Origin of the sequence: Pseudomonas azadiae, from assembly GCF_019145355.1 — a bacterium.
Taxonomy (GTDB): Bacteria; Pseudomonadota; Gammaproteobacteria; order Pseudomonadales; family Pseudomonadaceae; genus Aquipseudomonas; species Aquipseudomonas azadiae.
In genome coordinates this window covers 1,731,043-1,757,027 of record NZ_JAHSTY010000001.1, presented here as the reverse complement: position 1 = coordinate 1,757,027, position 25,985 = coordinate 1,731,043, and the positions used below count along the sequence as shown (strand labels likewise).

Genomic DNA, 25,985 nt, shown 5'->3' with positions numbered 1-25,985 from the left:
ATTTGGCGACGAGTAAGGAGTCAACGATGGCTATCAGCATGACAGAAGCGGCAGCGCAGCACATTCGCCGCTCCCTGAATGGGCGCGGTAAAGGTGAGGGGATTCGTCTGGGTGTTCGCACCACGGGCTGTTCCGGCCTTGCCTACGTGCTGGAGTTTGTCGACGAGGTGGTGGCGGAAGACCAGGTGTTCGAAAGTCACGGCGAAAAAGTGATCATCGACCCGAAAAGCCTGACCTACCTGGACGGCACCGAGCTCGATTTCGTCAAGGAAGGGTTGAACGAAGGCTTCAAGTTCAACAACCCCAACGTACGCGGTGAATGTGGCTGCGGCGAAAGCTTCAACATCTGAGGCTTCTCGTGGGTACTCCTTGTCATTTCGCTTTATTCGAGCTGCAGCCGAGCTTTCGCCTGGACCTCGAGCAGCTTGCCACGCGCTATCGAGAATTGGCGCGTGGCGTGCATCCGGACCGCTTTGCCGACGCTTCCGAGCGTGAGCAACGCCTGGCGCTGGAGCAATCGGCCAGCCTCAACGAAGCCTATCAGACGCTCAAAAGCCCCCCGAAACGCGCGCGTTATTTGCTGGCGATGAAGGGCGGTGAGTTGCCGATGGAAGTCACCGTGCATGACCCGGACTTCCTGATGCAGCAGATGCAGTGGCGCGAAGAACTCGAAGACTTGCAGGACCAGGCCGATGTGGCCGGCGTCGCAGTCTTCAAGCGTCGTCTGAAAGCGGCCCAGGAAGAACTCAACGAAAGCTTCGCAGCCTGTTGGGATGACGCAGCGCAGCGCGAACAGGCCGAACGCCTGATGCGGCGCATGCAGTTTCTCGACAAGCTCACCTACGAAGTGCGCCAGCTAGAAGAGCGCCTCGACGATTAACCCAGTGTGCTGCCCGTGATGCACGCCTGATAGACAGATAAGACCTGATTACCATGGCTCTACTGCAAATCGCCGAACCCGGCCAAAGCCCTCAACCGCACCAGCGTCGCCTGGCGGTGGGGATTGACCTGGGCACCACCAATTCCCTGGTTGCTGCCGTGCGCAGCGGCCTCTCCGAGCCGTTGCCCGACGCCGACGGCCAGGTGATCCTGCCGTCCGCCGTGCGCTATCACGCGGATCGCACCGAAGTCGGTGAGTCGGCCAAGTTGACGGCATCGACCGATCCCTTGAACACCGTGCTGTCGGTCAAGCGCTTGATGGGTCGTGGTTTGTCCGACGTCAAGCAATTGGGCGACCAGTTGCCATACCGCTTTGTCGGCGGCGAATCCCATATGCCGTTCATCGACACCGTCCAGGGCCCGAAAAGCCCGGTGGAAGTGTCCGCCGATATCCTCAAGGTGCTGCGCCAGCGTGCGGAAACCACCTTGGGTGGCGAGCTGGTCGGTGCGGTGATCACCGTCCCGGCCTATTTCGATGATGCACAGCGCCAAGCCACCAAGGACGCGGCGAAACTCGCCGGCCTGAACGTGCTGCGTCTGCTCAACGAACCTACCGCGGCTGCGGTGGCTTACGGTCTGGACCAGCATGCCGAAGGCCTGGTTGCCATTTATGACTTGGGCGGCGGCACCTTTGACATTTCGATCCTGCGTCTGACCGGCGGTGTCTTTGAAGTGCTGGCCACCGGTGGCGACAGCGCCCTGGGCGGTGACGACTTTGACCATGCCATCGCGAGCTGGATCATCAGCAGCGCCGGCTTGTCCGCCGACCTTGATCCGGGCGCGCAGCGCAACCTGCTGCAAACCGCCTGCGCCGCCAAGGAAGCGCTGACGGACGTCGCTACTGTAGAAGTTTCCTACGGTAGCTGGTCGGCCCAATTGACGCGCGAAGCCTTCGATGCGTTGATCGAACCCATGGTCGCCCGCAGCCTCAAGGCCTGCCGCCGCGCCGTGCGCGATTCCGGCATCGAGCTGGAAGACGTTGGTGCCGTGGTCATGGTCGGCGGTTCCACCCGCGTTCCTCGCGTGCGTGAGGCCGTCGCCGAAGCCTTTGGCCGCCAGCCGTTGACCGAAATCGACCCGGACCAGGTCGTCGCCATTGGTGCTGCCATCCAGGCCGATACCCTGGCCGGCAACAAGCGCGATGGCGGCGAACTGCTGCTGCTGGATGTGATTCCGCTGTCCCTGGGGCTGGAAACCATGGGAGGCCTGATGGAGAAGGTGATTCCGCGCAACACCACCATCCCCGTTGCTCGCGCCCAGGACTTCACCACCTACAAAGACGGCCAGACGGCCATGATGATTCATGTGCTGCAAGGCGAGCGCGAGCTGATCAGCGACTGCCGCTCCCTGGCGCGCTTCGAACTGCGCGGTATCCCGGCGATGGTGGCCGGTGCGGCGAAGATCCGCGTGACCTTCCAGGTCGACGCCGATGGCCTACTCAGCGTCGCTGCGCGCGAACTGGCCTCCGGCGTCGAAGCCAGCATCCAGGTCAAGCCGTCCTACGGTCTCACCGACGGCGAAATCGCCAAGATGCTCAAGGACTCGTTCCAGTATGCCGGCGACGACAAGGTCGCCCGCGTGCTGCGTGAGCAGCAAGTGGATGCCCAGCGCCTGCTCGAAGCGGTGCAGGGCGCCCTTGAGGCTGACGGTGAGCGTCTGCTGGATGCCGAGGAGCGCATGGTCATCGACCTGCAGATGCAGGAACTGGCCGAATTGATGAAAGGCACCGATGGCTATGCCATCGAGCAGCAGACCAAGCGTCTGTCGCAAGTGACCGATGCCTTTGCCGCCCGTCGTATGGACCAGTCGGTAAAAGCCGCCCTGGCGGGACGCAACCTGAATGAACTTGAGGATTAACTGATGCCGCAGATCATTTTTCTGCCACACGCCGAGCATTGCCCGGACGGTATGGTCGTGGAGGCTGAGACCGGCAAGTCCATCCTGGAAGTGGCCCACGACAACCACATCGAAATCGAAAGCGCCTGCGGCGGTGTGTGCGCTTGCACCACGTGCCACTGCATCATTCGCGAGGGCTTCAACAGCCTTGAAGAGGCGGATGAGCTGGAAGAAGACTTCCTTGACCGCGCCTGGGGCCTGGAAGCGACTTCGCGTCTCAGCTGTCAGGCAAAGGTCGGGACGCAAGACATCACCGTCGAAATTCCGAAATATTCGCTCAACCATGCGGCCGAAGCGCCGCATTGATTCAAGGAACTGTCATGAGCCTGAAATGGGTTGATGTACAAGAAATCGCTATACAACTTGCAGAGGCTCATCCTGAGGTCAATCCTCTTACGGTGAACTTCGTCAAGCTGCGCAACCTCGTAATGGAACTGCCGGACTTCGACGACATTCCTGACCGGGGTGGCGAGAAGGTTCTGGAGGCGATTCAGGGCCTGTGGATCGAAGAAGCAGACTGAGCCGCCTTTACGCAGTTAGGCAATACCCGATAACCCGCGTATAATTCGCGGGTTTAATTTTTCGTAAATTACCGTTTCTGGAGTTACACCATGGCTGTTCAACGTACTTTCTCCATCATCAAGCCTGACGCTGTTGCAAAAAACGTCATCGGCGAGATCACCACTCGTTTCGAAAAAGCCGGCCTGAAGGTTGTAGCTTCGAAACTCAAGCAACTGTCCAAGGCTGAAGCTGAAGGCTTCTACGCTGAGCACAGCGCTCGTGGCTTCTTCGGCGACCTGGTCTCCTTCATGATCTCCGGTCCTGTTGTTGTTCAGGTGCTGGAAGGCGAAAACGCGATCGCGCTGAACCGCGAGCTGATGGGCGCTACCAACCCTAAAGAAGCGGCTGCCGGCACCATCCGTGCTGACTTCGCCGAGTCCATCGACGCCAACGCTGTTCACGGTTCGGACTCCGAAGCCGCTGCTGCCCGCGAAATCTCGTACTTTTTCGCTGCTACTGAAGTAACCGCTCGCTAAGCATCGGCTTAAAGAGTGAGGGTGAATCCATGACGACATCGACTGTAAAAACCAACCTGCTGGGGCTGACTCAGCCGGAAATGGAGAAATTCTTCGACTCAATCGGGGAGAAGCGTTTCCGTGCCGGTCAGGTAATGAAATGGATTCACCACTTTGGCGTCGACGATTTCGACGCCATGACGAACGTCAGCAAGGCCTTGCGCGACAAGCTCAAGGCCATTGCCGAGATTCGTGGTCCCGAAGTGGTCAGCGAGGACATCTCCACCGACGGCACCCGCAAATGGGTGGTGCGCGTGGCGTCCGGCAGCTGCGTCGAGACCGTCTACATTCCCCAGGGCAAGCGCGGCACCTTGTGCGTTTCGTCCCAGGCAGGCTGTGCCCTGGACTGCAGTTTCTGCTCCACCGGCAAGCAAGGCTTCAATAGCAACCTCACCGCCGCCGAAGTGATCGGCCAGGTGTGGATTGCCAACAAATCCTTTGGCAGCGTCCCGGCAACCGTCGACCGTGCCATCACCAACGTGGTGATGATGGGCATGGGTGAGCCGCTGCTGAACTTCGACAACGTCATAGCGGCCATGCACCTGATGATGGACGACCTGGGCTACGGCATCTCCAAGCGCCGTGTGACCCTGTCGACCTCTGGCGTGGTACCGATGATCGATGAGCTGGCCAAGCACATCGACGTCTCGCTGGCCTTGTCGCTGCACGCACCGAATGACGCATTGCGTAACCAATTGGTGCCGATCAACAAGAAGTATCCGCTTAAGATGCTGCTCGAGTCTTGCCAGCGTTATATGGCGACCTTGGGCGAGAAGCGCGTCCTGACCATTGAGTACACCATGCTCAAGGACATCAACGACAAGGTCGAGCATGCGGTCGAGATGATCGAGTTGCTCAAGAACACGCCGTGCAAGATCAACCTGATTCCGTTCAACCCGTTTCCACACTCCGGCTACGAGCGGCCGAGCAACAACGCCATCCGCCGTTTCCAGGATCAATTGCACCAGGCCGGCTACAACGTCACCGTGCGCACCACCCGTGGTGAGGACATCGACGCCGCCTGTGGCCAATTGGTAGGGCAGGTGATGGACCGCACCCGCCGCAGCGAGCGTTATATCGCCGGGCGCGAACTGAACGCCGCCGACGATTTGCCGCTGATTGCTGTAAATCGAATCTGAGAGAGGATCTCTATGCCCCTGCGCCTTGCGCTGCTTTTGCTTGTTACCGGTCTCGGGGCCGGCTGTGTTTCATCGGGCCATGACAGCCCTTTGCACACCGGTAAAGGCCGTGAGGAGGCGCGGGTTGCTTATGTGCAACTCGGCTTGGGTTACCTGCAGCAAGGCATGGGCGAGCAGGCCAAGGTCCCGCTGAAAAAGGCCCTTGAGCTGGATGGCGACGATGCCGACGCCAATGGCGCACTGGCCCTGGTGTTCCAGGCCCAGGCCGAGCCTGAACTGGCTGAACAGTATTTCCTCAAGGCCCTGGCCGCGCGACCCGGCGCCCCGCGGCTGCTGAACAACTACGGCAGCTTCCTGTTCTCGCAGAAACGCTATGACCAGGCCGCCCTTTATTTCCAGCAAGCCAGCGCCGATACCCTCTATCCTGAGCGTTCGCGCGTATTCGAGAACCTTGGGGTGACTTCGATACACCTGGGCCAGCGCGACAGCGCTCGCCAGCAATTGGAAAAAGCCCTGCATTTGAATGGTCGCCAGCCTCGGGCATTGCTCGAAATGGCTGAGTTGTCCTACGAAGACAGGCATTATGTGCCGGCACGTGACTATTACGAGCGTTTTAGCCTGCTCAGTGGGCAAAATGCACGTAGTCTATTGCTCGGTGTGCGCCTGGCGACGGTTCATGAAGAACACGACACGGCCGCACGTTTTGGCCAGCAACTCGAACGACTCTATCCCGGTACGCCGGAATATCAGCAATACCTGTCGGAGCAATGATGAAAGCGGCGCACCCGGAAGTTGTAGCAGCTAATCGCGTAAACCCAGGCGACACCTTGCGTCAGGCCCGCGAAAGCAATGGTTGGTCGCTGGCGGAAGTGGCCCTCAAGCTCAATTTGACCACCACGTCCCTGGGCAACCTTGAAGCCGGCGCGTTCGATAAGCTGCCCGGGCACACCTTCGCCCGCGGCTATATCCGCGCCTATGCCAAATTGCTGGGCATCGACCAGGCCATCCTGGTCCAGCAATTCGACCAATTCACCGGCACCGACTCCCAAGGCAGCAATGTGCATGGCCTGGGTCGCATTGAAGAGCCAACGCGGGTTTCCCACACCATTTTGCGAATCGTCAGCCTGTTGCTGCTGATCGCCGTGATCGGTGGCGGTTTCGTCTGGTGGCAGGACCAGGCGTCCCAGCGCACCAAGGACCTGACCAGCAACGCCATGGAGCATGTCGAGGTCGAAAGCGCCGACGGCACCACCCAGATTCATCCGCTGGACGAGCCGGAAGACCAGGCGGTCGCCGAAAGCCAGGCCGCGCCTGAAGCGCCGGTCGCCGCCGAGCAGCCTGCCCCGCAAACCGCACCTGCCACTGCAGTACCGGCGCCCGCGACGCCAGTTGCGCCGGCTGCCCCGGCCCACATACCGGCCGCTCCAGCGCAGGCGCCAACGGCTGCCGCGTCAGCCGCCCCTGCCATTTCACCGCCCACCACTCCAGCATTGATCGCCGGTGATGGCCGCGTACAGGTCACCTTCGTTGCTGACTGCTGGACGCAACTCACCGATGGCAATGGCAAAGTGCTGTTCAGCGGTCTGAAGCGTAAGGGCGATACGCTTGAGCAGGGCGGCAAGCCTCCTTTGACGCTGCGTCTGGGCTTTGCCCGTGGCGCGCAAGTGGCCTACAACGGCCAGCCTGTGGACGTGGCGCCGTTCACCAGCGGCGAGACCGCTCGAATCAAGTTGGGACAATAGTCATGCACGGCGAATCTCCAATCAAACGTCGCGTATCGCGCAAGATCTGGGTCGGCTCGGTGCCGGTGGGTGGCGATGCCCCCATCGCGGTGCAGAGCATGACCAACAGCGACACCAACGACGTGGCCGCCACCGTTGCCCAGATCAACCGTCTGGAAGCGGCAGGCGTGGACATCGTACGGGTGTCGGTTCCGGACATGGACGCGGCCGAAGCCTTCGGTCGCATCAAGCAACTGGTCAAGGTGCCGTTGGTTGCCGACATTCACTTCGACTACAAGATCGCATTGCGCGTGGCCGAGCTGGGCGTGGACTGCCTGCGCATCAACCCAGGCAACATCGGTCGCGAAGACCGCGTGCGTGCGGTAGTGGACGCGGCCCGTGATCGTGGCATTCCAATCCGCATCGGCGTCAACGCCGGTTCCCTGGAAAAAGACCTGCAAAAGAAATACGGCGAGCCTACCCCCGCTGCGTTGGTTGAATCGGCGCTGCGCCACGTTGAGCACCTCGAACGCCTGAATTTCCAGGACTTCAAGGTCAGCGTAAAGGCCTCCGATGTGTTCATGGCGGTAGAAGCCTACCGCCTGCTGGCCAAGGAAATCGTGCAGCCCTTGCACCTGGGTATCACGGAAGCCGGCGGTTTACGCTCAGGCACAGTGAAATCTGCGGTAGGTCTCGGTATGCTGCTCGCCGAAGGGATCGGCGACACTATTCGCATCTCCCTGGCGGCAGACCCGGTTGAGGAAGTGAAAGTCGGCTACGACATTCTCAAATCCCTGCGTTTGCGTTCCCGCGGTATCAATTTCATTGCCTGCCCAAGCTGCTCGCGGCAGAACTTCGACGTGGTGAAAACCATGAACGACCTGGAATTGCGCCTCGAAGACCTGCTGGTGCCGCTGGATGTTGCAGTGATCGGTTGCGTGGTGAACGGGCCGGGTGAAGCCAAAGAGGCGCATGTGGGCTTGACCGGTGGTACGCCGAACCTGATCTACATCGACGGCAAGCCGGCGCAGAAGTTAACGAATGACAATCTGGTGGATCAGCTTGAAAAACTGATCCGCGAGAAAGCGGCCGAAAAAGTCGCGGCTGACGCAGCGCTGATCGCGCGTGGCTAAGAACGAATTTAAGGATTTGATGTGAGCAAGTCTCTGCAAGCCATTCGCGGCATGAACGACATCCTGCCGGAGCAGACGCCACTGTGGCGCTACTTCGAAAGCACGGTCGCGCGCCTGCTGGATAACTACGGTTACAAGCAGATCCGCATGCCGATCGTCGAGTTCACCGAGCTGTTCAAGCGCTCCATCGGTGAAGTGACCGACATCGTCGAAAAAGAGATGTACACCTTTGAAGACCGCAACGGCGACTCCCTGACCCTGCGTCCGGAAGGCACCGCCGCGTGCGTTCGCGCTGTACTGGAACATGGCATCACGGGTGGCGGCCAAACCCAGAAACTGTGGTACATCGGCCCCATGTTCCGTCACGAGCGTCCGCAGAAAGGACGTTATCGCCAATTCCACCAGATCGGTTGCGAAGTCTTCAACCTGGACGGCCCGGACATCGACGCCGAGCTGATCGTGCTGACCTGGCGCTTGTGGGGCCAGTTGGGCATCCGCGACGCGGTCAAGCTCGAGCTTAACAGCCTGGGCACCAGTGAGTCCCGTGGCCGCTACCGGGTCGCGCTGGTCGAGTACCTGTCTGCCCACCTGGACAAGTTGGACGAAGACAGCCAGCGCCGCCTGAAGACCAACCCGTTGCGCGTGCTTGATACCAAGAACGCCGACACCCAGGCTGTACTGGCCGGCGCGCCGAAAATGGCCGACTATCTGGATGACGAATCCCGCATGCACTTCGAGGGCCTCAAGGCTCGACTGGACGCGGCCGGTATTCCCTACGTCGTCAATCCAAAGCTGGTGCGCGGTCTCGACTACTACAGCAAGACCGTGTTCGAGTGGATCACCGACAAGCTCGGCGCCCAGGGCACCGTGTGTGCCGGTGGGCGCTACGACGGCCTGGTCGAGCAGATGGGCGGCAAGCCGACTACCGGCGTAGGGTTCGCCATGGGTATCGAGCGGCTGATCCTGATGCTTGAGACCCTGGAGCAGATTCCGGACGAAATCTCCCGTCAGGTGGACGTGTACCTTTGCGCCTTTGGCGAGGCGGCCGAATTGGCAGCCCTGGCCCTGAGCGAAAAAGTGCGTGACCAACTGCCGAACCTGCGCCTGCAGGTGAACGCCGGCGCCGGCAGCTTCAAGAGCCAGTTCAAGAAGGCTGATAAGAGCGGCGCGCTGTATGCGCTGATCCTCGGCGATGACGAACTGGCCCAGCAAGTGATAGGTTTCAAACCCCTGCGTGGCCAGGGCGAGCAACAGAACATTGCCTTTGATGCGCTCGCTGCGCACTTGGCCACCTGCGTCGTGCAGGGTTGAAGCTGTCGAATAGCCGAATTTAGCGATTAAGGAGTATTGGGGTGTCGAGTTCTGATGATGATCAACTGGCCGAGTTCAAGGACTGGTGGCAGCGTAATGGCAAGCCCCTGGTTACGGGCGGTCTGCTGGCTTTAGTGGTGGTGTTCGGCTGGCAAGCCTGGACCAAGTATCAGGCCAACCAGTCCCACGGCGCCTCGATCCTCTATCAGCAATTGCTGGAAAGCACCCTCACGCCAGACGGCAAGCCCGATGCGGCGAAGGTCGCCTACCTGGCGGGCGAACTGAAAAAAGATTTTGGCGGTAGCACCTACGCCCAATACGGTAGCCTGTTCGTCGCCAAAGTCGCGGTCGACACCGGCAAGCTGGACGATGCTGCTACAGAGCTGAAGGCTATCGCCGACAAGCCGACCAACCCGACCCTGGGTGAAATCGCACGTCAGCGCCTGGCTCAGGTATTGGCGGCACAGAACAAGGCCGACGAAGCACTCAAACTGCTCGACGGCGATGCTGACAAGGCATTTGTAGCCACTCGCGAAGAGCTCAAGGGCGACCTGTTGGTCCAATTGGGTCGTACCGACGAAGCTAATGCTGCGTACCAAAAAGCCAAGGCGGCGCTGTCTGATGAAGCGGCGGTCGGTGGCTTACAAATCAAGCTGGACGACCTGGCCAAAGGGGATGCGTGACGTGATCCGTTGGAAACATGCAGCATTGCTGGCTCTGGCCGTTCTGGCCGCGGGTTGCAGCAGCAACAGTAAGAAAGAACTACCGCCTGCGGAGCTGACCAGCTTCAAGGAAGAAGTGGTCTTGCAAAAGCAGTGGAGCCGCTCTATCGGTGACGGTCAGGGCGAAACCTACAACATGCTGGTACCGGCAATTGACGGTGACAACATTGTGGCCGCTGATGTCACCGGCGTCGTGACCTCCATGGACCGCATGAACGGTGACGTGAAATGGTCCAAGGATCTTGAATTGCCTGTGTCCGGCGCCGTAGGCGTGGGTTATGGCATGGTGATGCTCGGTACGCTCAAGGGCGAAGTCGTGGCGCTGGATTCCAGCACCGGTGAAGAGAAATGGCGCGCCCGCGTGACCAGTGAAGTGCTCGCACCGCCTGCCACCAACGGCGATATCGTCGTGGTGCAAACCCAGGACGACCGCGTGATTGGCCTGGACGCCAGCACTGGCGAACAGCGCTGGTTGTACGACAGCACCCCGGCGGTGCTGACGTTGCGCGGTACCAGTGGTCCGATTGTGACCAACAATCTGGCTGTTGCAGGCCTGTCGACCGGTAAAGTGGTCGCCCTGGACACCCGTAACGGCGTGCCGGCCTGGGAAACCCGTGTGGCCATCCCGCAAGGTCGTTCCGAGCTGGATCGCGTCGTGGACATCGACGGCGGCTTGCTGCTGTCCGGTGAAACCCTCTACGTCGCTACCTACCAGGGCCGTGTGGCGGCACTGGACCTGCAGAGCGGTCGCGTTAACTGGCAGCGTGATGCTTCCAGCTACGCGGGTGTCGCCCAAGGGTTTGGCAGCGTCTACGTGAGCTTGGCGTCGGGCACCGTTGAAAGTGTCGACGAGCGTTCCACCACTGCATTGTGGAGCAACGATTCGCTGGCTCGCCGCCAACTGTCGGCACCGGAAGTATTCTCCAGCTATGTGGCCGTGGGTGACTTCGAAGGCTACCTGCACCTGCTGAGCCAGGTGGACGGTCGCTTTGTCGGTCGCGAGCGTATTGACAGCGACGGTCTGCGTGCACGTCCGCTGGTGGTGGGTAACATGCTGTACGTGTATGGCAACAGCGGCAAGCTGGAAGCGCTGACCATCAAGTAAGAACCCTGCTTGGGGTCACACCCAGGCGGCCCTGCTTCGGCGGGGCATGCGGCATCTGACGATGCTGCCCCGAGCACCAGCCGCTGCCCTGCAGCGGCTTTTGTATTTTCTGAAATAACGAAGTGGAGAGCCGCATGGTTCCCGTAATCGCCCTGGTGGGCCGACCTAACGTCGGCAAGTCCACCTTGTTCAACCGCCTGACCAGGACTCGCGACGCCATCGTCGGCGACTTGTCCGGTCTGACCCGTGATCGCCAATACGGTGAGGCAAAGTGGCAAGGGCGCTCCTACATTATTGTCGACACCGGGGGTATCTCCGGTGACGAACATGGCATGGACGAAAAAATGGCCGAGCAGTCGCTTCTCGCCATTGAAGAAGCCGATGTCGTGTTGTTCCTGGTGGACGCCCGCGCGGGTTACACCGCTGCCGACCAGATGATTGGCGAGCACCTGCGCAAGCGCAACAAGCGTTCCTATCTGGTCGCGAACAAGATCGACAACATCGATCCTGAAGCGGCCCGCGCCGAATTCAGCCCGATGGGCCTGGGCGACGCGATCCCGGTTGCTGGCGCCCACGGTCGCGGCATCACGCAGATGCTGGAAGTCGCCCTCAGCACCTTTCCAAAGGATGACGACGAGGAAGAAGAGGGTGAGGAGGAGATCGTCGCCGAAGGCGAGGAAGCCAAGCGCATTCCTGGCCCGAGCGAAAAAGACGGTATCAAGATCGCTATCATCGGCCGCCCTAACGTCGGCAAGTCGACTCTGGTCAACCGTATGCTCGGTGAAGACCGGGTCATCGTCTATGACGAACCCGGCACCACCCGCGACAGCATCTACATCCCGTTCGAACGTAACGAGGAAAAGTACACGCTGATCGACACCGCCGGTGTGCGCAAGCGCGGCAAGATCCACGAAGAAGTTGAAAAATTCTCCGTAGTCAAAACCCTGCAAGCGATCAAAGACGCCAACGTGGTGATCTTCGTAATGGACGCCCGCGAAGGCGTGGTGGACCACGACCTGAACCTGCTGGGTTTCGCCCTGGAAGCCGGTCGGGCCCTGGTAATCGCGATCAACAAGTGGGACGGCATGACGCCGAGCGAGCGCGATTTCGTCAAGATCGAGCTGCAGCGTCGTCTGTTCTTCGTTGAGTTCGCCGATATCCACTTCATCTCGGCGCTGCACGGCACCGGCGTGGGCAACCTTTACGCCTCCGTACAGAACTCGTTCAAGTCCGCGGTCACCCGCTGGCCGACCAACCGCCTCACCCAGATCCTGGAAGACGCAGTGGGCGAGCACGCTCCGCCGATGGTCAATAACCGTCGCATCAAACTGCGTTACGCCCACTTGGGGGGTGCCAACCCGCCGATTATCGTGATTCACGGTAACCAGATCGAGAAGGTGCCCAAGTCCTATGTGCGTTACCTGGAGAACACCTACCGCCGCGTCCTGAAGCTGGTCGGTACGCCGATCCGCATCGAATTCAAGGGCGGCGAGAACCCGTACGAAGGCAACAAGAACAGCCTTACCGACCGCCAGGTCAACAAAAAGCGCCGGATGATGACGCATCACAAGAAAGCCGACAAAAAGCGCCGCGACAAGAAATAGCGGCAGCTTCAAGTTGTAAGCCACCAGCTGCAAGAAAGGGCTCCGTTTGAGCCCTTTTTTGTGCGCGACGGTTGACCAGCTTGTCGCTTGCAGCTTAAAACTTGCAGCTCACCCGAAGGGCGCTCCCATGATCACCAGCAAGCTGCCGAACATCGGCACGACCATTTTCACCCGCATGTCGCAGTTGGCGGCCGAAACCGGCGCAATCAATCTGTCCCAGGGTTTCCCCGACTTCAATGGCCCTCAAGACTTGCTCGACGCCGTGGGTCGACACGTCGCCAGCGGCCATAACCAATATGCACCAATGAGCGGTTTGCCCGCGCTGCGCCAGCAGGTGGCGGCGAAGATTGCCCGTAGCTACAGTGTCAGGGTCGATGCCGACCTTGAGGTAACCATTACGCCCGGCGCCACGCAGGGCATTTTCTGCGCGATCCAGGCGGTTATCCGCAACGGTGACGAAGTGATCATCTTCGACCCTTGCTACGACAGCTACGCGCCATCGGTAGAACTGGCCGGCGGGCGCTGCGTGCATGTGCAGTTGGGCTTGCAGGATTTCAGCCTGGATTTCGAACGCATCAAGGCCGCGCTGTCGCCGCGCACGCGCATGATTGTGCTCAATAGCCCGCACAATCCCAGCGGCGCGCTGATCAGTCGGGGGGAGCTGGACCAACTGGCCGAGCTGATTCGCGGGCGTGATATCTATCTGCTTAGCGATGAAGTGTATGAACACCTGGTGTTCGATGATGTGCCCCACGTCAGCGTGCTGGCCCACGAGGAGCTGTACCCGCGTGCGTTCGTGGTCAGCTCGTTCGGCAAGACTTATCACGTCACGGGCTGGAAGACCGGCTATGTGGTTGCGCCGCCGGCCCTCACTGCCGAGCTGCGAAAAGTGCATCAATACGTCAGTTTCTGTGGTGTGACGCCGCTGCAGTACGCGCTGGCCGATTTCATGGCCGGGCACCCGCAGCATGTGGTTGCGCTGCCGGCGTTCTACCAGGCCAAGCGCGACCTGTTCTGCCAGTTGCTGGCGCCGTCGCGGTTCAGCTTCAGCCCATCGGCGGGGACTTACTTTCAACTGGTGGACTATTCCAGGATTCGCCCGGACCTGGATGATGTCGCCATGTCCGAATGGATGACGCGCGAGCACGGCGTGGCGTCGATTCCCATCTCGGTGTTCTACCGCAACCCACCCCAAGGCCAGCGCCTGGTGCGCCTGTGCTTTGCCAAACGCGAGGACACGCTGCGACAGGCAGCCGAAAAACTATGCGTGATTTGACCGCTTTGCCCAACCTGAATATCGCTCTGGTGCAGACCACCCTGGCCTGGCACGACCGCCAGGCCAATCTCGAACATTTCGAGCGGCTGCTGGAGCAGGCCAGGGGCGCCGACCTGATCGTGCTGCCCGAGATGTTCACCACCGGCTTTTCCATGGAGTCAGCGAGCCTCGCCGAGCCAGAGAACGGCCCCACCCATCATTGGCTCCAGGCTCAGTCGGTGAAGTACAACGCGGTGATCACCGGCAGCGTGATTATCCAGGCCGCTGACGGCAGCCACCGCAATCGCCTGCTGTGGGCGCGTCCCGATGGCGAAGTGTTGCATTACGACAAGCGCCACCTGTTCCGCATGGCGGGTGAGCACGACCACTACACGCCTGGCGAGCGTCAGGTGCGGTTCGAGTGTAAGGGCTGGCGTATTCGCCCGCTGATTTGCTACGACCTGCGCTTTCCGGTGTGGAGTCGCGATGCTCAGGACACCGACTTGTTGCTATACACGGCCAATTGGCCGGGTGCGCGGCGGTTGCACTGGAACCGGTTGCTGCCGGCACGGGCCATCGAGAATTTGTGTTATGTGGCGGCGGTGAATCGGGTCGGCACGGATGGGAAAGGATTTGCTTATACCGGCGACAGCCAGGTGCTGGATTTCCAGGGTGAGACCTTGCTGAGCGCGGGGGAGGCGGATGGGGTGTTTCTGGTGAAGCTGGATGCGGGCGAATTGGCGGCGTATCGCACCAAGTTCCCGGCGAACCTGGATGCCGATAGCTTTCAGTTTGTCTGACAGACCGCTTTCGCGGGCTTGCTCGCGAAGAGGCCAGCCCAGCCAACAAAAAAGGCCCCTGAGTTCTCACCCAGAGGCCTTTCGCATTTCAACAGCCGGTTACGCCGCTTTCGCTGCCTGCTGGCTCAACGAGCGATTCAACGCACTGAACAGCGCCTTGAAGCTCGCGGTCGTGATGTTTTCATCAATTCCCACGCCATGCACCGGACGCTCGCCATTCACGCGCAGCTCGATATACGCCGCCGCTTTAGCGTTGGTGCCCGCCCCAATCGCATGTTCGTTGTAATCCATGATCTCCACACCAATCGGCAAGCCCGCTACCAGCGCTTCCAGCGCGCCGTTGCCTTTGCCTTTCCAGTGCAGGTTGGTTTCGCCCTGGCCCTTGCCCGAGACTTCCACTTCCACATAGCTGTTGCCGTTTTCTTCCTGCAGGCGATGGCTGACCAGCGCGTACGGGGTGTTGGCTTGCAGGTATTCACGCTGCAGCAACGCGTAGATCTGCGGCGCGGTCATCTCAAGGCCGACGCGGTCGGTTTCGGCCTGTACCACCTGGCTGAACTCGATTTGCATGCGGCGCGGCAAGCTGATGTCGTATTCCTGCTCCAGCAGGTAGGCAATGCCGCCCTTGCCCGACTGGCTGTTCACGCGGATCACGGCTTCGTAGCTGCGGCCGATGTCGGCCGGGTCGATCGGCAGGTAGGGCACTTCCCACAACGCATCGTCTTTCTGCTGGGAGAAGCCCTTGCGGATCGCGTCCTGGTGAGAGCCGGAGAACGCGGTGTGTACCAGGTCGCCGACATACGGGTGACGTGGGTGCACCTGGATCTGGTTGCACTCCTCGACGACCTTGCGCACGCCGTCGATGTCGGAGAAGTCCAGCTGCGGGTCGAGGCCCTGGGTGTACATGTTCAAGGCCACGGTGACCAGGTCGACATTACCGGTACGCTCGCCGTTGCCGAACAGGCAGCCTTCGACACGGTCGGCGCCGGCCATCAGGCCCAGCTCGGTGGCGGCCACGCCGGTGCCACGGTCGTTGTGGGTGTGCAGGCTGATGATCACGCTGTCACGCCGGTTGATATGGCGACCGAACCACTCGATCTGGTCGGCATAGATATTCGGCGTGGCGCATTCCACAGTGGCCGGCAAGTTGAGGATCATCTTGTGCTCGGGTGTCGGGTTCCACACCTCAATCACCGCATCACAGACTTCCTTGGCGAACTCCAGCTCAGTGGCGCTGAAGGTCTCCGGGGAGTATTCGAAGGTCCACTGGGTCTCGGGCTGCTGCGCGGCGTATTTGACGAACAACTTGGCGGCGTTGACCGCGATGGCCTTGATGCCGTCCTTGTCCTGGTTGAACACAATGCGGCGGAACGACGGCGACGTGGCGTTATACAAATGCACGATGGCTTTTTTGGCCCCACGCAGGGATTCGAACGTGCGCGCGATCAAGTCTTCACGGCCCTGGGTCAGCACCTGGATGGTGGTGTCCTCGGGGATGTGGTTGTCTTCGATCAGGGTGCGCACGAAGTCGAAATCGGTTTGCGACGCGGCCGGGAACGAGGCTTCGATTTCCTTCACGCCCACAGCCACCAGCGTCTTCCAGAAACGCAGCTTCTTCGCCGCATCCATCGGCTCGATCAACGACTGGTTGCCGTCACGCAGGTCGGAGCTGCACCAGATCGGCGCGGTGGTGATGGTTTTCGAAGGCCAGGTGCGGTCCGGGATATCGATGGTCGGGAACGCGCGGTACTTCGAAGACGGGTCTTTGAGCATGCTCATCGGGAAATCCTTTGTTGTAGGGGCCGAGAAAAGGCGGCCTGCCGTAGAACTGTTTTTGGGATGTTTTCTGGAGACGAGGCAGATCGATTCAGCCTGGCAGTCGTGCGCTGACTAGGCACAGGCTGCGGTGCTGGCGGAGCTGAATGAGGGTGTGAGAGGTTTTCATAAGCTCAACCCTAACCGCCGAGGTGAAAGATGGCAAGCAGTCGAAAAAAATTGAGATAAGTTCTTTTTTTTTCATTTTAGGCGAGATCTTATTGCTGGATTTTTGGCTGGTTCGCGTTTTGCTTGCGTGACGTTTGTCAGCCGCGCAATCGAGGCGACTGGCCTGGCGCCATCGCAGGCAAGCCAGCTCCCACACTTGGAATGCGCTCACCTGTGGGAGCCGGGCTTGCCCGCGATGAGGCCCGTCGCCTCGCCCTTTATATCAGGGCTGGAACGCTCCGATAAAGATCGCCGGATCGACCCGCGCATCGTTCAGGCTGACATTCCAGTGCATATGCGGCCCGGTCGCGCGGCCCGTCGAGCCGACCTTCCCCACCACCGCGCCGCGCGCCAGTTGCTGGCCCACTTTCACGTCAATCTTTGACATGTGGCAGAACATGCTGATAAAGCCCTGGCCGTGGTCGACGAACACCGTGTTGCCGTTGAAGAAATAGTTGCCGACCAGAATCACTTTACCGTTCGCCGGGGTCTTGATCGGCGTGCCGGCGGGCACGGCGAAGTCCAGGCCCGAATGGGGGTTGCGCTCTTCACCGTTAAAGAAACGTCGCACACCAAACTTGCTCGACAGCGGCCCGTTTACCGGTTTGTCCAGCACCAGGTTGCTCGGCAGGTTCGGGCTGAAACTGCGGTAGGCCTTGATCTGCACCGCCAGCTCCGCCTCGATGCGCTTTAGCTGCGCCGGTTCAGGATTCACCTGGCTTTTGTTTTTCAGGGTGATGCGCTGTTCCGGGTATTTTTTGTAACCGACGATAAACGGCAAGGTGCGTCCACCGCTGCTGATGCGCTCGTTGCCCGGCTTGACCGTCAACGGGATGCCGACGACCGCCAGCCAGGTATCCGCCTCCTTTACCACCAGCACGGGCTTGCCCTGGTACGTGGCTTTAGGGGCCGCCGCCGCAGGACCCAGCTCGACGACGGCCACGCCACCCGGCACCGGTTTGTTCAAGGTGCGGGTGATGTAGCTGTCGGCGTGGGCGTTGAAGGCAAGGCAAAACAACATCAGCAGGCTAAAGAGACGTGGCATCAATCAATCCAATAACGAAAGGGTGACAGGTGTCAGGTGGTTGTCTTCCACCCGCACTTGCAATTGGCCTTCACCGAGGCGCGCGGTCAGGCGCTGGCCGGTTTGGGTTTGCGCTGCATCGCGAATCGCCTGGCCGCGCTCGTCCAGCAAGATGCTGTAGCCACGGCCCAGCGTTGCCAATGGGCTGACCACGTGCAGCGTCTGCACCTGGCTTTGCAGTTGCAGGCGCCGCCCCTTGAGGCCTTCGCGCATGGCGCGGGGCAGGCGTTCGGCGAGGCTGTCCAGGCGCTGGCGCAGCAGAGCCAGTTGACGGCCCGGATGTTGGCCGGCGAGGCGGGTTTCCAGGCGGATCAGGCGTTCGCGACGGGTATTGAGGCTACGCTCGAAAGCGCGGCGCAGACGCATGTCCAGATCATCCAAGCGCTGTGCCTGCTGGCGCAGGCGTTCGCCGGGGTGGCGCAGGCGCCGGGCCATGCCCTCCAGGCGCAGGCGGTCATGGCGCAGGCGGTTGCGCATCAGCATCACCAGGCGGCGGTGCAAGTTCTCGACTTGACGCACCAGGTGGCTGGCGTCCGGTGCCAGCAGTTCAGCGGCGGCGGACGGGGTAGGGGCGCGCACGTCCGCCACGAAGTCGCTGATCGACACATCGGTTTCATGCCCGACCGCGCTGACGATGGGCGTAACGCAGGCATCTACCGCCCGGGCCACGGCCTCTTCGTTGAAGCACCAGAGGTCTTCCAGCGAACCGCCGCCACGGGCCAGGATCAGCGCGTCAAAGCCGCGGGCGTCGGCGAGTTTCAGTGCCCGTACGATCTGCGTGATGGCTTCGCGGCCTTGCACGGCGGTGGGGATCAGGGTCAGTTCGATGTTCGGTGCGCGGCGGCGGAACACGCTGATAATGTCGCGGATCACCGCACCGGTCGGCGAACTGATAATGCCAATGCGCCGAGGATGCGCCGGCAGTGGCACCTTGCGCTCGGCGCTGAACAGGCCCTCGGCGCTGAGCTTTTCTTTCAGCGCATCGAACGCCAGGCGCAAAGCACCGTCACCGGCCGGCTCCACGGTATCGAGGATCAGTTGGTAATCGCCACGGCCCTCGAACAACGAGACCTTGCCGCGCACTTTTACCGCCAGGCCGTCCTTCAACGCCTGGCGCACGCGCGCCGCATTGTTGCGGAACAGTGCGCAACGTACCTGGGCGCCGCTGTCCTTGAGGGTGAAATACACATGGCCGGAAGCCGGGCGGGCGAGGTTGGAGATCTCGCCTTCGACCCAGATATTGGTGAATACGTCTTCCAGCAACACCCGCGCGCGGCCGTTGAGCTGGCTGACAGTCAGGACTTCGCGGTCCAGGCCCAGTCGGGCAAAGGGATCTTTAATCATGGTCGGCAGTTTATAGGCATTCGTGCAAGGTTTGACAGAACTGCTCCACCAGCGCGCTGGGTGCCTGCGCGCAGGCCAGGGCCACGGTGCCGAGGCAGTCCGGATCGGCCAGGGGCAAAAAGTGCAGGTTGGCGGGGGCGATGTCCCGCATGGATTTTGGTAACAAGGCAATACCGAAGCCGGCTGCTCGTGGGTACAACGCTTCACCCGCCGCCGTAAGCCGGGGCTGACGCGCGGTGCGTTCGAACAGCGCGATCTGCAGTTGGGTTTCCATGGCCTTGATCTGTCGGCTCAAGGCCGATTGCGCCACGAACAGGCGTTCGGCGGCGGCACTGAAGCTGCCGCTGTCGACGATTTCAACGAAGTAACGCAGTTGGCGGGTGGAAATCATGCGTCATGCCTTTTCAAGATAGGTCGCAGGCTCTGAAGATATTAGTCGCATCCCTCGCCAATGGCTAAAGTGAAGCGCTCTCGAATAAGGAATTGCCCATGAGCCCGGTTGAGCTGATGAGTCAGTGGTCGTTTGGCGGTGTGGATTGGCTGATTATCGGTCTGGGCATTGTCGTGGCGTACATCGTGTTTGGCATCGCCGGCTTCGGTACAGCGTTGGTGGCGGGGCCGCTGCTGATTCTGTTCATGCCGCTGTCGAAGATCATCCCGCTGCTGGTGCTGCTGGACTTTGTCGCGGCGTTCGGCAACCTGCTGCAATCGCGGCGGGACGTGAACAAATCGGAACTGCTGCGATTGCTGCCGTGCATGGCGATAGGTTGCACAGTGGGCGTGGTGTTCCTGCTCAACCTGCATTCGGACCTGCTGCTGTTGTTGATGGGCCTGTTTATCAGCGCCTACGCGATCTACAGCCTGGCGGTAAAGGTGCGGCCCACGCAGTTGGCGGCGGGCTGGTCGATGCCCATGGGCACGGTCGGCGGATTATTTGGCGCGTTGTTCGGCAGCGGCGGCTTTTTATATGCGATCTATTTGAATAGCCGCTTGCCCAAGGACGCGGCGCGGGCCACGCAAAGCGCGCTGATCAGTTGCAGCACGGTGGTGCGCTTGAGCTTGTTCCTGATTGCCGGGGTGTATGCGGATCTGCCCTTATTGATGTTGGCGGTTTGCCTGTTGCCGGCGATGGCGCTGGGGCTGTGGTGCGGGCGCAGGCTAACGATGCGGATGTCCCGTGAGGCATTTGTAAGGGTGGTGACCTGGTTGGTGCTGGCGAGCGGGATTGCGTTGATTGCACGGTATTTGAGTGCTTGACCTGATTTTTTCAGGGATTAAGCTGCCAGCCTTCAGGGCCTCTTCGCGAGCAAGCCCGCTCCCACATTTTGATTTGTGAACACAGTCAAATTGGTGGGAGCCGGGCTTGCCCGCGATGACGCCAGTGGTCACACCGCAGGACTCCCATGAATTCCCAAAGCATCCTTGTCCCGAAAATCTCCACCTTGCCCGTCCACGAACCCCGCGCCCGGGCGATCGTGCGCTGGTTGGTGCGCAAGAACATCGTCAAGGAAGAACTGACCACGTGCGGGCGCACCGGCAACCGCATGGGCTATGCCCTGGCCGACGGTGCCCGCGCGGTGGTGCTGCACCCCGAGGCGTTGCCGTTCAACGAGCCGATCAACGGCCTGGAAATCATCTACAAGCGCTGCATCTACACGCCGGCCAAGGGCTTTCTCGAAGAAGCCGGCTGCCCGGAATGCCTGAAGGAAGTCGGCGAAGCGCTGTTCGACAGCCTGGAAGACTGGATGCCCGGCCACACCGACAACTTCACCTGCCCGTTGTGCGGGCATGAAGATGACATCAACGGGTTCCTGTTCCTGCAGGAATGCGGGTTTTCCAACCTGGGATTTATCTTCAACAACTGGGCGGAGGCGGGATTCAAGCAGAGCTTTATCGACGAATTTGCCGATTGGCTGGACCAGAAGATCGCCTGGGTCAAAGTCGAGCTGTAACCCCTCCTATCCGTGATCGTTCCCACGCTCCGCGTGGGAATGCCGCCTTGGACGCTCTGCGTCCCGCCTTAGAGTCCTGACGCGGAGCGTCACAGGATGCATTCCCACGCAGAGCGCGGGAACGATCAGGTGGAGCCAGAATTCTCCATCTATCACTATTCCCAAATATGTCAGAGTTTTACATTGAGACCTGAGGGGTGTCTGAGTATAATGGCGCGCTTCCATTTTCCCGCTCGGGAGCCCCCGCGATGCTGCGTATCAGCCAAGAAGCTCTGACATTCGACGACATTCTCCTAGTGCCCGGTTATTCCGAGGTGCTCCCTAACGAAGTCAGTCTCAAGACCCGCCTAACCCGTGGCATCGAGCTGAATATTCCCCTGGTTTCCGCTGCCATGGACACCGTCACCGAAGCCCGTTTGGCGATCGCCATGGCTCAGGAAGGCGGCATCGGCATCATCCACAAGAACATGACCATCGAGCAGCAAGCTGCCGAAGTGCGCAAGGTCAAGCGTTACGAAGCCGGTGTGGTGAAAGACCCAATCACCATCGAAGCCGACGCCACCGTGCGTGACCTGTTCGAACTGACCCGCCTGCACAACATCTCCGGCGTTCCGGTGCTGCACGATGGCGATCTGGTCGGCATCGTCACCTCCCGTGACGTGCGTTTCGAGAACCGCCTTGAAGTCACCGTCCGCGAAGTGATGACGCCTAAAGAGCGTCTGGTCACGGTTCGCGAAGGTGTTGACAAGGACGAGGCTCGCGAGTTGCTGCACAAGCACCGCATCGAGCGCGTGCTGATCGTCGACGACAACTTCGCGCTCAAGGGCATGATGACCGTCAACGACATCGAAAAAGCCAAGGCTTACCCATGGGCCAGCAAGGATGACCAAGGTCGTCTGCGCGTCGGCGCTGCCGTCGGTACCGGTAAAGACACCGGCGACCGCGTGGCCGCCCTGGTGGCTGCCGGTGTTGACGTGGTGGTGGTCGACACCGCCCACGGTCACTCCAAAGGTGTGATCGACCGCGTGCGCTGGGTCAAGCAGAATTTCCCTGACGTACAAGTGATCGGCGGCAACATCGCCACCGGCGCTGCCGCCAAGGCCCTGGCCGAAGCGGGCGCCGATGCGGTCAAGGTCGGTATCGGCCCTGGCTCGATCTGCACCACGCGTATCGTTGCCGGTGTGGGCGTGCCGCAAATCAGCGCCATCGCCAACGTCGCCGCGGCCCTTGAAGGCACGGGCGTGCCGTTGATCGCCGACGGCGGCATCCGCTTCTCCGGTGACCTGTCCAAGGCCATCGTGGCCGGTGCGTCCTGCGTAATGATGGGCTCGATGTTCGCCGGTACCGAAGAAGCGCCGGGCGAGATCGAACTGTTCCAGGGCCGTTCCTACAAGGCGTACCGCGGCATGGGTTCGCTGGGCGCCATGTCCCAGGCGCAAGGTTCCTCCGACCGTTACTTCCAGGACTCCTCGGCAGGCGCCGAGAAGCTCGTCCCGGAAGGCATCGAAGGCCGTGTGCCGTACAAGGGCACCCTGAGCGCGATCATCCATCAACTGATGGGCGGCCTGCGTTCCTCGATGGGCTACACCGGCAGCGCCGACATCGAAGAAATGCGCACCAAGCCAGAGTTCGTACGGATCACCGGCGCCGGCATGGCTGAATCCCATGTTCACGACGTGCAGATCACCAAGGAAGCGCCAAACTACCGCGTAGGTTGAAGCTTCCAGCAAAACGTTAAGTAACCGGGGCTGTTCTTTCAGCCCCGAGTTGTTTCTGACTCATTAGACGAGACTGACTTCATGGCCCTCGACATTCACGCCCACCGCATCCTGATCCTCGATTTCGGTTCCCAGTACACCCAGCTGATCGCCCGCCGCGTGCGTGAAATCGGCGTGTACTGCGAACTGCACCCGTTCGACATGGATGACGAAGCGATCCGCGAATTCGCGCCCAAAGGCGTCATCCTCGCCGGTGGCCCCGAGTCCGTGCACGAAGCCGATAGCCCGCGCTGCCCGCAAGCGGTATTCGACCTCGGCGTGCCGGTCTTCGGCATCTGCTACGGCATGCAGACCATGGCCGAGCAACTGGGCGGCAAGGTTGAAGGTTCCGAACTGCGTGAATTCGGCTACGCCCGCGTCGACGTGGTCGGCAAGAGCCGCCTGCTGGACGGCATCGAAGACCACATCGACGCCGACGGCCTGTTCGGCCTCGACGTGTGGATGAGCCACGGTGACAAGGTCACCAAAATGCCGCAGGACTTCCACATCCTGGCCAGCACCCCGAGCTGCCCGATCGCCGGCATGTTCAACGACGAGCGTCGTTACTACGGCGTGCAGTTCCACCCGGAAGTGACCCACACCAAGCAAGGCGGGCGCATCCTGTCGCGCTTCATCCTCGACATCTGCGAGTGTGAAGCCCTGTGGACCCCGTCGAAAATCGCTGAAGACGCCATCGCCAACGTCCGCGCCCAGGTCGGTACCGACAACGTATTGCTCGGCCTGTCCGGCGGCGTCGACTCCTCCGTGGTTGCCGCATTGCTGCACAAAGCCATCGGCGACCAGCTGACCTGTGTGTTCGTCGACAACGGCCTGCTGCGCCTGCACGAAGGCGAGCAAGTGATGGCCATGTTCGCCGAGAACATGGGCGTCAAGGTGATCCGCGCCAACGCCGAGGAGCAGTTCCTCAACAACCTGGCCGGCGAGTCCGACCCGGAGAAGAAGCGCAAGATCATCGGCCGTACCTTCATCGACGTATTCGATGCCCAGGCCAAACACCTGGACAACATCAAGTACCTCGCCCAGGGCACCATCTACCCCGACGTGATCGAATCGGCCGGCGCCAAGAGCGGCAAGGCCCACGTGATCAAGTCCCACCACAACGTGGGCGGCCTGCCCGAGGAAATGAACCTCAAGCTGGTCGAACCGCTGCGCGAACTGTTCAAGGACGAAGTCCGCCGTCTGGGCCTGGAACTCGGCCTGCCGTACGACATGGTCTACCGCCACCCCTTCCCAGGCCCGGGCCTGGGTGTGCGCATCCTCGGTGAAGTGAAAAAGGAATACGCCGACCTGCTGCGTCGCGCCGACCACATCTTCATCGAAGAACTGCGCAAGGCCGACTGGTACCACAAAGTCAGCCAGGCCTTCGTGGTGTTCCAACCGGTGAAATCGGTGGGCGTTGTGGGTGATGGCCGTCGTTACGCCTGGGTTGTGGCGTTGCGTGCCGTGGAGACTATCGACTTCATGACGGCGCGTTGGGCGCATCTGCCTTACGAACTGCTTGAGACGGTCAGCGGGCGGATCATTAATGAGATCGAAGGCATCTCGCGCGTGACGTATGACGTGTCGAGCAAGCCGCCGGCGACGATTGAGTGGGAATGATCCCGCGTCCGGCATAGACAGGCATAGACCGGCAGCGAGTGGCAAGAAAAACCCCGGAAGCCCGCGTAATTGCGGGCTTTTGGCTTTTTAGGTCTGGCAAGTTCAGGTAGCGTTCTGCATCGCCAAGCACGGTGTTTATGTGGCATGGTACGGGGTATCAACTGTCTTCAATGCCATGTGTGGCGCTTAATACCATGTCGATTAGCTTAGACGCTTCATGGTATCAAGTAGTGCGGAAGGCCCGGTTTTACTGGGGTTAGGCGCCGTTTTTCTGCGCTTCTCTACGCATGGTATTTTTTCATGGAAATAGTGGAAGCCATGCTCACTGATACCAAGCTTAGAAATCTCAAACCCCAAGACAAGCTCTACAAGGTGATTGACCGAGATGGCTTGTACGTGGCGGTTACACCGGCCGGCTCAATCTCCTTTCGCTACAACTACTCCATCAATGGCCGGCAGGAGACCGTCACCTTCGGTCGTTACGGCTTGGGCGGGATCACCCTGGCAGAGGCACGTGAGCGGCTAGGGGAGGCGAAGAAGATGATCGCCGCAGGTAAGTCGCCAGCTAAGGAGAAGGCGCGTGCGAAGGCGCGCACGAAGGGTGCTGAGACCTTTGATGATTGGGCTGAAAAATGGCTGCGCGGCTATCAGATGGCGGACTCGACACGAGATATGCGCCGCTCAGTCTATGAGCGCGAGTTGAAACCACAGTTTGGCAACCAGAAGCTGGCAGAAATAAACCACGAGGACCTGCGAGCGTTAACAGACGCGATAGTCGAGCGGGGGGCACCCGCAACTGCGGTTCACTCACGTGAGATCGTCATGCAGGTGTTCCGATGGGCCATTGAGCGTGGTCAGAAGGTTGAAAACCCGGCAGATCTGGTACGGCCTGCCAGCATCGCGAAATTTGAGCCACGCGACCGTGCGTTGACGCCTGATGAAATCGCGCTGATGTACCAGTACATGGACAGAATCGGTACCGCGACTTCGGTCCGCGCAGCGGCCAAACTTCTCTTGCTGACGATGGTACGCAAGAGCGAACTGACCAACGCGACGTGGAGTGAGATCAATTTCAGCGAGGCGCTATGGACGATTCCCAAAGAGCGGATGAAGCGTCGTAACTCTCATTTGGTGTTTCTGTCCCAGCAGTCATTGGATTTCTTCATCGCGTTGAAAACCTTGGCAGGAGGTTCAGACTACGTTCTGCCGTCACGCTACGACTCCGATTTACCAATGAGTGCGGCCACGATCAATCAGGTACTGACGCTCACCTATCGCCTTGCTCAAAAGGAAGGTGTGCCACTAGGCAAGTTCGGTCCCCACGACCTGCGACGCACGGCCAGCACGCTGTTGCATGAGGCGGGCTACAACTCCGACTGGATCGAGAAGTGCCTCGCGCACGAGCAGAAAGGTGTGCGCGCCGTCTACAACAAAGCCGAGTACCGGGATCAGCGCCGTGCGATGTTGCAGGATTGGGCGGACATGATTGACGAGTGGACGCTTAAAAAACCTCGTGTAGTGGATTGATTTCGTTTTTCGTGAGG

General features: G+C 60.5%; 25 protein-coding genes. 21 read left to right on the top strand and 4 right to left on the bottom strand.

Annotation, left to right across the window (positions count from 1 at the left end; genetic code table 11):
• Nucleotides 1–26 precede the first annotated feature (26 nt).
• From iscA to KVG91_RS07805, 16 genes are all read left to right on the top strand, one after another.
• Nucleotides 27–350: an iron-sulfur cluster assembly protein IscA gene (gene iscA / locus KVG91_RS07880; protein ID WP_003175963.1), complete on the top strand. Its 324-nt coding sequence runs from the start codon at nucleotides 27–29 to the stop codon at nucleotides 348–350.
• Between the two features lie 8 nt (nucleotides 351–358).
• Nucleotides 359–880, top strand: coding sequence for a co-chaperone HscB (hscB, locus tag KVG91_RS07875; RefSeq protein WP_057723963.1), 522 nt, complete (start codon nucleotides 359–361; stop codon nucleotides 878–880).
• A 53-nt stretch (nucleotides 881–933) separates the two neighbouring features.
• Nucleotides 934–2,796: a Fe-S protein assembly chaperone HscA gene (gene hscA, locus KVG91_RS07870; RefSeq protein WP_169377063.1), complete on the top strand. Its 1,863-nt coding sequence runs from the start codon at nucleotides 934–936 to the stop codon at nucleotides 2,794–2,796.
• Between the two features lie 3 nt (nucleotides 2,797–2,799).
• Nucleotides 2,800–3,141, top strand: a complete 342-nt coding sequence (gene fdx, locus KVG91_RS07865; RefSeq protein WP_124433939.1) for an ISC system 2Fe-2S type ferredoxin — start codon at nucleotides 2,800–2,802, stop codon at nucleotides 3,139–3,141.
• 14 nt (nucleotides 3,142–3,155) lie between these two features.
• Complete coding sequence (iscX, locus tag KVG91_RS07860) at nucleotides 3,156–3,356, top strand: Fe-S cluster assembly protein IscX (RefSeq protein ID WP_003238461.1); 201 nt, start codon at nucleotides 3,156–3,158, stop codon at nucleotides 3,354–3,356.
• A 90-nt stretch (nucleotides 3,357–3,446) separates the two neighbouring features.
• Nucleotides 3,447–3,872, top strand: a complete 426-nt coding sequence (gene ndk / locus KVG91_RS07855) for a nucleoside-diphosphate kinase (protein WP_083356869.1) — start codon at nucleotides 3,447–3,449, stop codon at nucleotides 3,870–3,872.
• A gap of 29 nt (nucleotides 3,873–3,901) precedes the next feature.
• Entirely contained in the window at nucleotides 3,902–5,050 is a 1,149-nt protein-coding gene (gene rlmN / locus KVG91_RS07850) for a 23S rRNA (adenine(2503)-C(2))-methyltransferase RlmN (protein ID WP_169377064.1), read from the top strand.
• A gap of 12 nt (nucleotides 5,051–5,062) precedes the next feature.
• Entirely contained in the window at nucleotides 5,063–5,821 is a 759-nt protein-coding gene (gene pilW, locus KVG91_RS07845) for a type IV pilus biogenesis/stability protein PilW (RefSeq protein ID WP_169377065.1), read from the top strand.
• Nucleotides 5,821–6,792 carry a RodZ domain-containing protein gene (locus KVG91_RS07840; RefSeq protein WP_169377066.1) on the top strand — a complete coding sequence of 324 codons (972 nt, stop codon included), beginning with the start codon at nucleotides 5,821–5,823 and terminating at the stop codon, nucleotides 6,790–6,792. The genes pilW and KVG91_RS07840 overlap by 1 nt, the downstream gene beginning before the upstream one ends.
• A gap of 2 nt (nucleotides 6,793–6,794) precedes the next feature.
• On the top strand, nucleotides 6,795–7,904 hold the full coding sequence (gene ispG / locus KVG91_RS07835; RefSeq protein ID WP_169377067.1) for a flavodoxin-dependent (E)-4-hydroxy-3-methylbut-2-enyl-diphosphate synthase: 1,110 nt from the start codon (nucleotides 6,795–6,797) through the stop codon (nucleotides 7,902–7,904).
• A gap of 21 nt (nucleotides 7,905–7,925) precedes the next feature.
• Nucleotides 7,926–9,215: a histidine--tRNA ligase gene (hisS, locus tag KVG91_RS07830; RefSeq protein ID WP_169377068.1), complete on the top strand. Its 1,290-nt coding sequence runs from the start codon at nucleotides 7,926–7,928 to the stop codon at nucleotides 9,213–9,215.
• Nucleotides 9,216–9,256: 41 nt separating this feature from the next.
• Nucleotides 9,257–9,898, top strand: a complete 642-nt coding sequence (locus KVG91_RS07825) for a YfgM family protein (RefSeq protein ID WP_169377069.1) — start codon at nucleotides 9,257–9,259, stop codon at nucleotides 9,896–9,898.
• A complete protein-coding gene (gene bamB, locus KVG91_RS07820; RefSeq protein ID WP_076949871.1) occupies nucleotides 9,891–11,042 on the top strand; it encodes an outer membrane protein assembly factor BamB in 1,152 nt (383 codons plus the stop codon). Before KVG91_RS07825 ends, bamB begins: the two co-directional genes overlap by 8 nt.
• Before the next feature lie 134 nt (nucleotides 11,043–11,176).
• Nucleotides 11,177–12,646: a ribosome biogenesis GTPase Der gene (der, locus tag KVG91_RS07815; RefSeq protein WP_169377070.1), complete on the top strand. Its 1,470-nt coding sequence runs from the start codon at nucleotides 11,177–11,179 to the stop codon at nucleotides 12,644–12,646.
• Nucleotides 12,647–12,773: 127 nt separating this feature from the next.
• Nucleotides 12,774–13,922: a pyridoxal phosphate-dependent aminotransferase gene (locus KVG91_RS07810; RefSeq protein WP_169377071.1), complete on the top strand. Its 1,149-nt coding sequence runs from the start codon at nucleotides 12,774–12,776 to the stop codon at nucleotides 13,920–13,922.
• Entirely contained in the window at nucleotides 13,910–14,701 is a 792-nt protein-coding gene (locus KVG91_RS07805) for an amidohydrolase (RefSeq protein WP_169377072.1), read from the top strand. Before KVG91_RS07810 ends, KVG91_RS07805 begins: the two co-directional genes overlap by 13 nt.
• 99 nt (nucleotides 14,702–14,800) lie before the next feature.
• Here KVG91_RS07805 and leuA read toward each other — a convergent pair whose 3' ends face one another.
• From leuA to KVG91_RS07785, 4 genes are all read right to left on the bottom strand, one after another.
• Nucleotides 14,801–16,480: a 2-isopropylmalate synthase gene (leuA, locus tag KVG91_RS07800; protein ID WP_169377073.1), complete on the bottom strand. Its 1,680-nt coding sequence runs from the start codon at nucleotides 16,478–16,480 to the stop codon at nucleotides 14,801–14,803.
• Between the two features lie 427 nt (nucleotides 16,481–16,907).
• Nucleotides 16,908–17,729 carry a M23 family metallopeptidase gene (locus KVG91_RS07795; protein WP_169377074.1) on the bottom strand — a complete coding sequence of 274 codons (822 nt, stop codon included), beginning with the start codon at nucleotides 17,727–17,729 and terminating at the stop codon, nucleotides 16,908–16,910.
• 3 nt (nucleotides 17,730–17,732) lie between these two features.
• A complete protein-coding gene (xseA, locus tag KVG91_RS07790) occupies nucleotides 17,733–19,112 on the bottom strand; it encodes an exodeoxyribonuclease VII large subunit (protein WP_169377075.1) in 1,380 nt (459 codons plus the stop codon).
• Nucleotides 19,113–19,122: 10 nt separating this feature from the next.
• On the bottom strand, nucleotides 19,123–19,503 hold the full coding sequence (locus KVG91_RS07785) for a LysR family transcriptional regulator (RefSeq protein ID WP_169377076.1): 381 nt from the start codon (nucleotides 19,501–19,503) through the stop codon (nucleotides 19,123–19,125).
• A 98-nt stretch (nucleotides 19,504–19,601) separates the two neighbouring features.
• Between KVG91_RS07785 and KVG91_RS07780 the strand changes: the two genes are divergently transcribed.
• The 5 genes from KVG91_RS07780 (at nucleotide 19,602) to KVG91_RS07760 (ending at nucleotide 25,968) form a co-directional block, all read left to right on the top strand.
• Nucleotides 19,602–20,369, top strand: a complete 768-nt coding sequence (locus KVG91_RS07780) for a sulfite exporter TauE/SafE family protein (protein ID WP_169377077.1) — start codon at nucleotides 19,602–19,604, stop codon at nucleotides 20,367–20,369.
• A gap of 146 nt (nucleotides 20,370–20,515) precedes the next feature.
• Nucleotides 20,516–21,064: a sugar ABC transporter ATPase gene (locus KVG91_RS07775; protein WP_076949861.1), complete on the top strand. Its 549-nt coding sequence runs from the start codon at nucleotides 20,516–20,518 to the stop codon at nucleotides 21,062–21,064.
• A 248-nt stretch (nucleotides 21,065–21,312) separates the two neighbouring features.
• On the top strand, nucleotides 21,313–22,782 hold the full coding sequence (guaB, locus tag KVG91_RS07770) for an IMP dehydrogenase (protein ID WP_169377078.1): 1,470 nt from the start codon (nucleotides 21,313–21,315) through the stop codon (nucleotides 22,780–22,782).
• A gap of 81 nt (nucleotides 22,783–22,863) precedes the next feature.
• Entirely contained in the window at nucleotides 22,864–24,441 is a 1,578-nt protein-coding gene (gene guaA, locus KVG91_RS07765; RefSeq protein ID WP_169377079.1) for a glutamine-hydrolyzing GMP synthase, read from the top strand.
• 318 nt (nucleotides 24,442–24,759) lie between these two features.
• A complete protein-coding gene (locus KVG91_RS07760; RefSeq protein WP_122575691.1) occupies nucleotides 24,760–25,968 on the top strand; it encodes a tyrosine-type recombinase/integrase in 1,209 nt (402 codons plus the stop codon).
• Nucleotides 25,969–25,985: the final 17 nt, after the last annotated feature.

Excerpts from the sequence above, each read along its gene's own strand:
- iscA (WP_003175963.1), top strand. The coding sequence starts at position 27 with ATGGCTATCAGCATGACAGAAGCGGCAGCGCAGCACATTCGCCGCTCC.
- hscA (WP_169377063.1), top strand. The coding sequence starts at position 934 with ATGGCTCTACTGCAAATCGCCGAACCCGGCCAAAGCCCTCAACCGCAC.
- fdx (WP_124433939.1), top strand. The coding sequence starts at position 2,800 with ATGCCGCAGATCATTTTTCTGCCACACGCCGAGCATTGCCCGGACGGT.
- iscX (WP_003238461.1), top strand. The coding sequence starts at position 3,156 with ATGAGCCTGAAATGGGTTGATGTACAAGAAATCGCTATACAACTTGCA.
- ndk (WP_083356869.1), top strand. The coding sequence starts at position 3,447 with ATGGCTGTTCAACGTACTTTCTCCATCATCAAGCCTGACGCTGTTGCA.
- rlmN (WP_169377064.1), top strand. The coding sequence starts at position 3,902 with ATGACGACATCGACTGTAAAAACCAACCTGCTGGGGCTGACTCAGCCG.
- pilW (WP_169377065.1), top strand. The coding sequence starts at position 5,063 with ATGCCCCTGCGCCTTGCGCTGCTTTTGCTTGTTACCGGTCTCGGGGCC.
- KVG91_RS07840 (WP_169377066.1), top strand. The coding sequence starts at position 5,821 with ATGAAAGCGGCGCACCCGGAAGTTGTAGCAGCTAATCGCGTAAACCCA.
- ispG (WP_169377067.1), top strand. The coding sequence starts at position 6,795 with ATGCACGGCGAATCTCCAATCAAACGTCGCGTATCGCGCAAGATCTGG.
- bamB (WP_076949871.1), top strand. The coding sequence starts at position 9,891 with ATGCGTGACGTGATCCGTTGGAAACATGCAGCATTGCTGGCTCTGGCC.
- der (WP_169377070.1), top strand. The coding sequence starts at position 11,177 with ATGGTTCCCGTAATCGCCCTGGTGGGCCGACCTAACGTCGGCAAGTCC.
- KVG91_RS07810 (WP_169377071.1), top strand. The coding sequence starts at position 12,774 with ATGATCACCAGCAAGCTGCCGAACATCGGCACGACCATTTTCACCCGC.
- KVG91_RS07805 (WP_169377072.1), top strand. The coding sequence starts at position 13,910 with ATGCGTGATTTGACCGCTTTGCCCAACCTGAATATCGCTCTGGTGCAG.
- leuA (WP_169377073.1), bottom strand. The coding sequence starts at position 16,480 with ATGAGCATGCTCAAAGACCCGTCTTCGAAGTACCGCGCGTTCCCGACC.
- KVG91_RS07795 (WP_169377074.1), bottom strand. The coding sequence starts at position 17,729 with ATGCCACGTCTCTTTAGCCTGCTGATGTTGTTTTGCCTTGCCTTCAAC.
- xseA (WP_169377075.1), bottom strand. The coding sequence starts at position 19,112 with ATGATTAAAGATCCCTTTGCCCGACTGGGCCTGGACCGCGAAGTCCTG.
- KVG91_RS07785 (WP_169377076.1), bottom strand. The coding sequence starts at position 19,503 with ATGATTTCCACCCGCCAACTGCGTTACTTCGTTGAAATCGTCGACAGC.
- KVG91_RS07780 (WP_169377077.1), top strand. The coding sequence starts at position 19,602 with ATGAGCCCGGTTGAGCTGATGAGTCAGTGGTCGTTTGGCGGTGTGGAT.
- KVG91_RS07775 (WP_076949861.1), top strand. The coding sequence starts at position 20,516 with ATGAATTCCCAAAGCATCCTTGTCCCGAAAATCTCCACCTTGCCCGTC.
- guaB (WP_169377078.1), top strand. The coding sequence starts at position 21,313 with ATGCTGCGTATCAGCCAAGAAGCTCTGACATTCGACGACATTCTCCTA.
- guaA (WP_169377079.1), top strand. The coding sequence starts at position 22,864 with ATGGCCCTCGACATTCACGCCCACCGCATCCTGATCCTCGATTTCGGT.
- KVG91_RS07760 (WP_122575691.1), top strand. The coding sequence starts at position 24,760 with ATGCTCACTGATACCAAGCTTAGAAATCTCAAACCCCAAGACAAGCTC.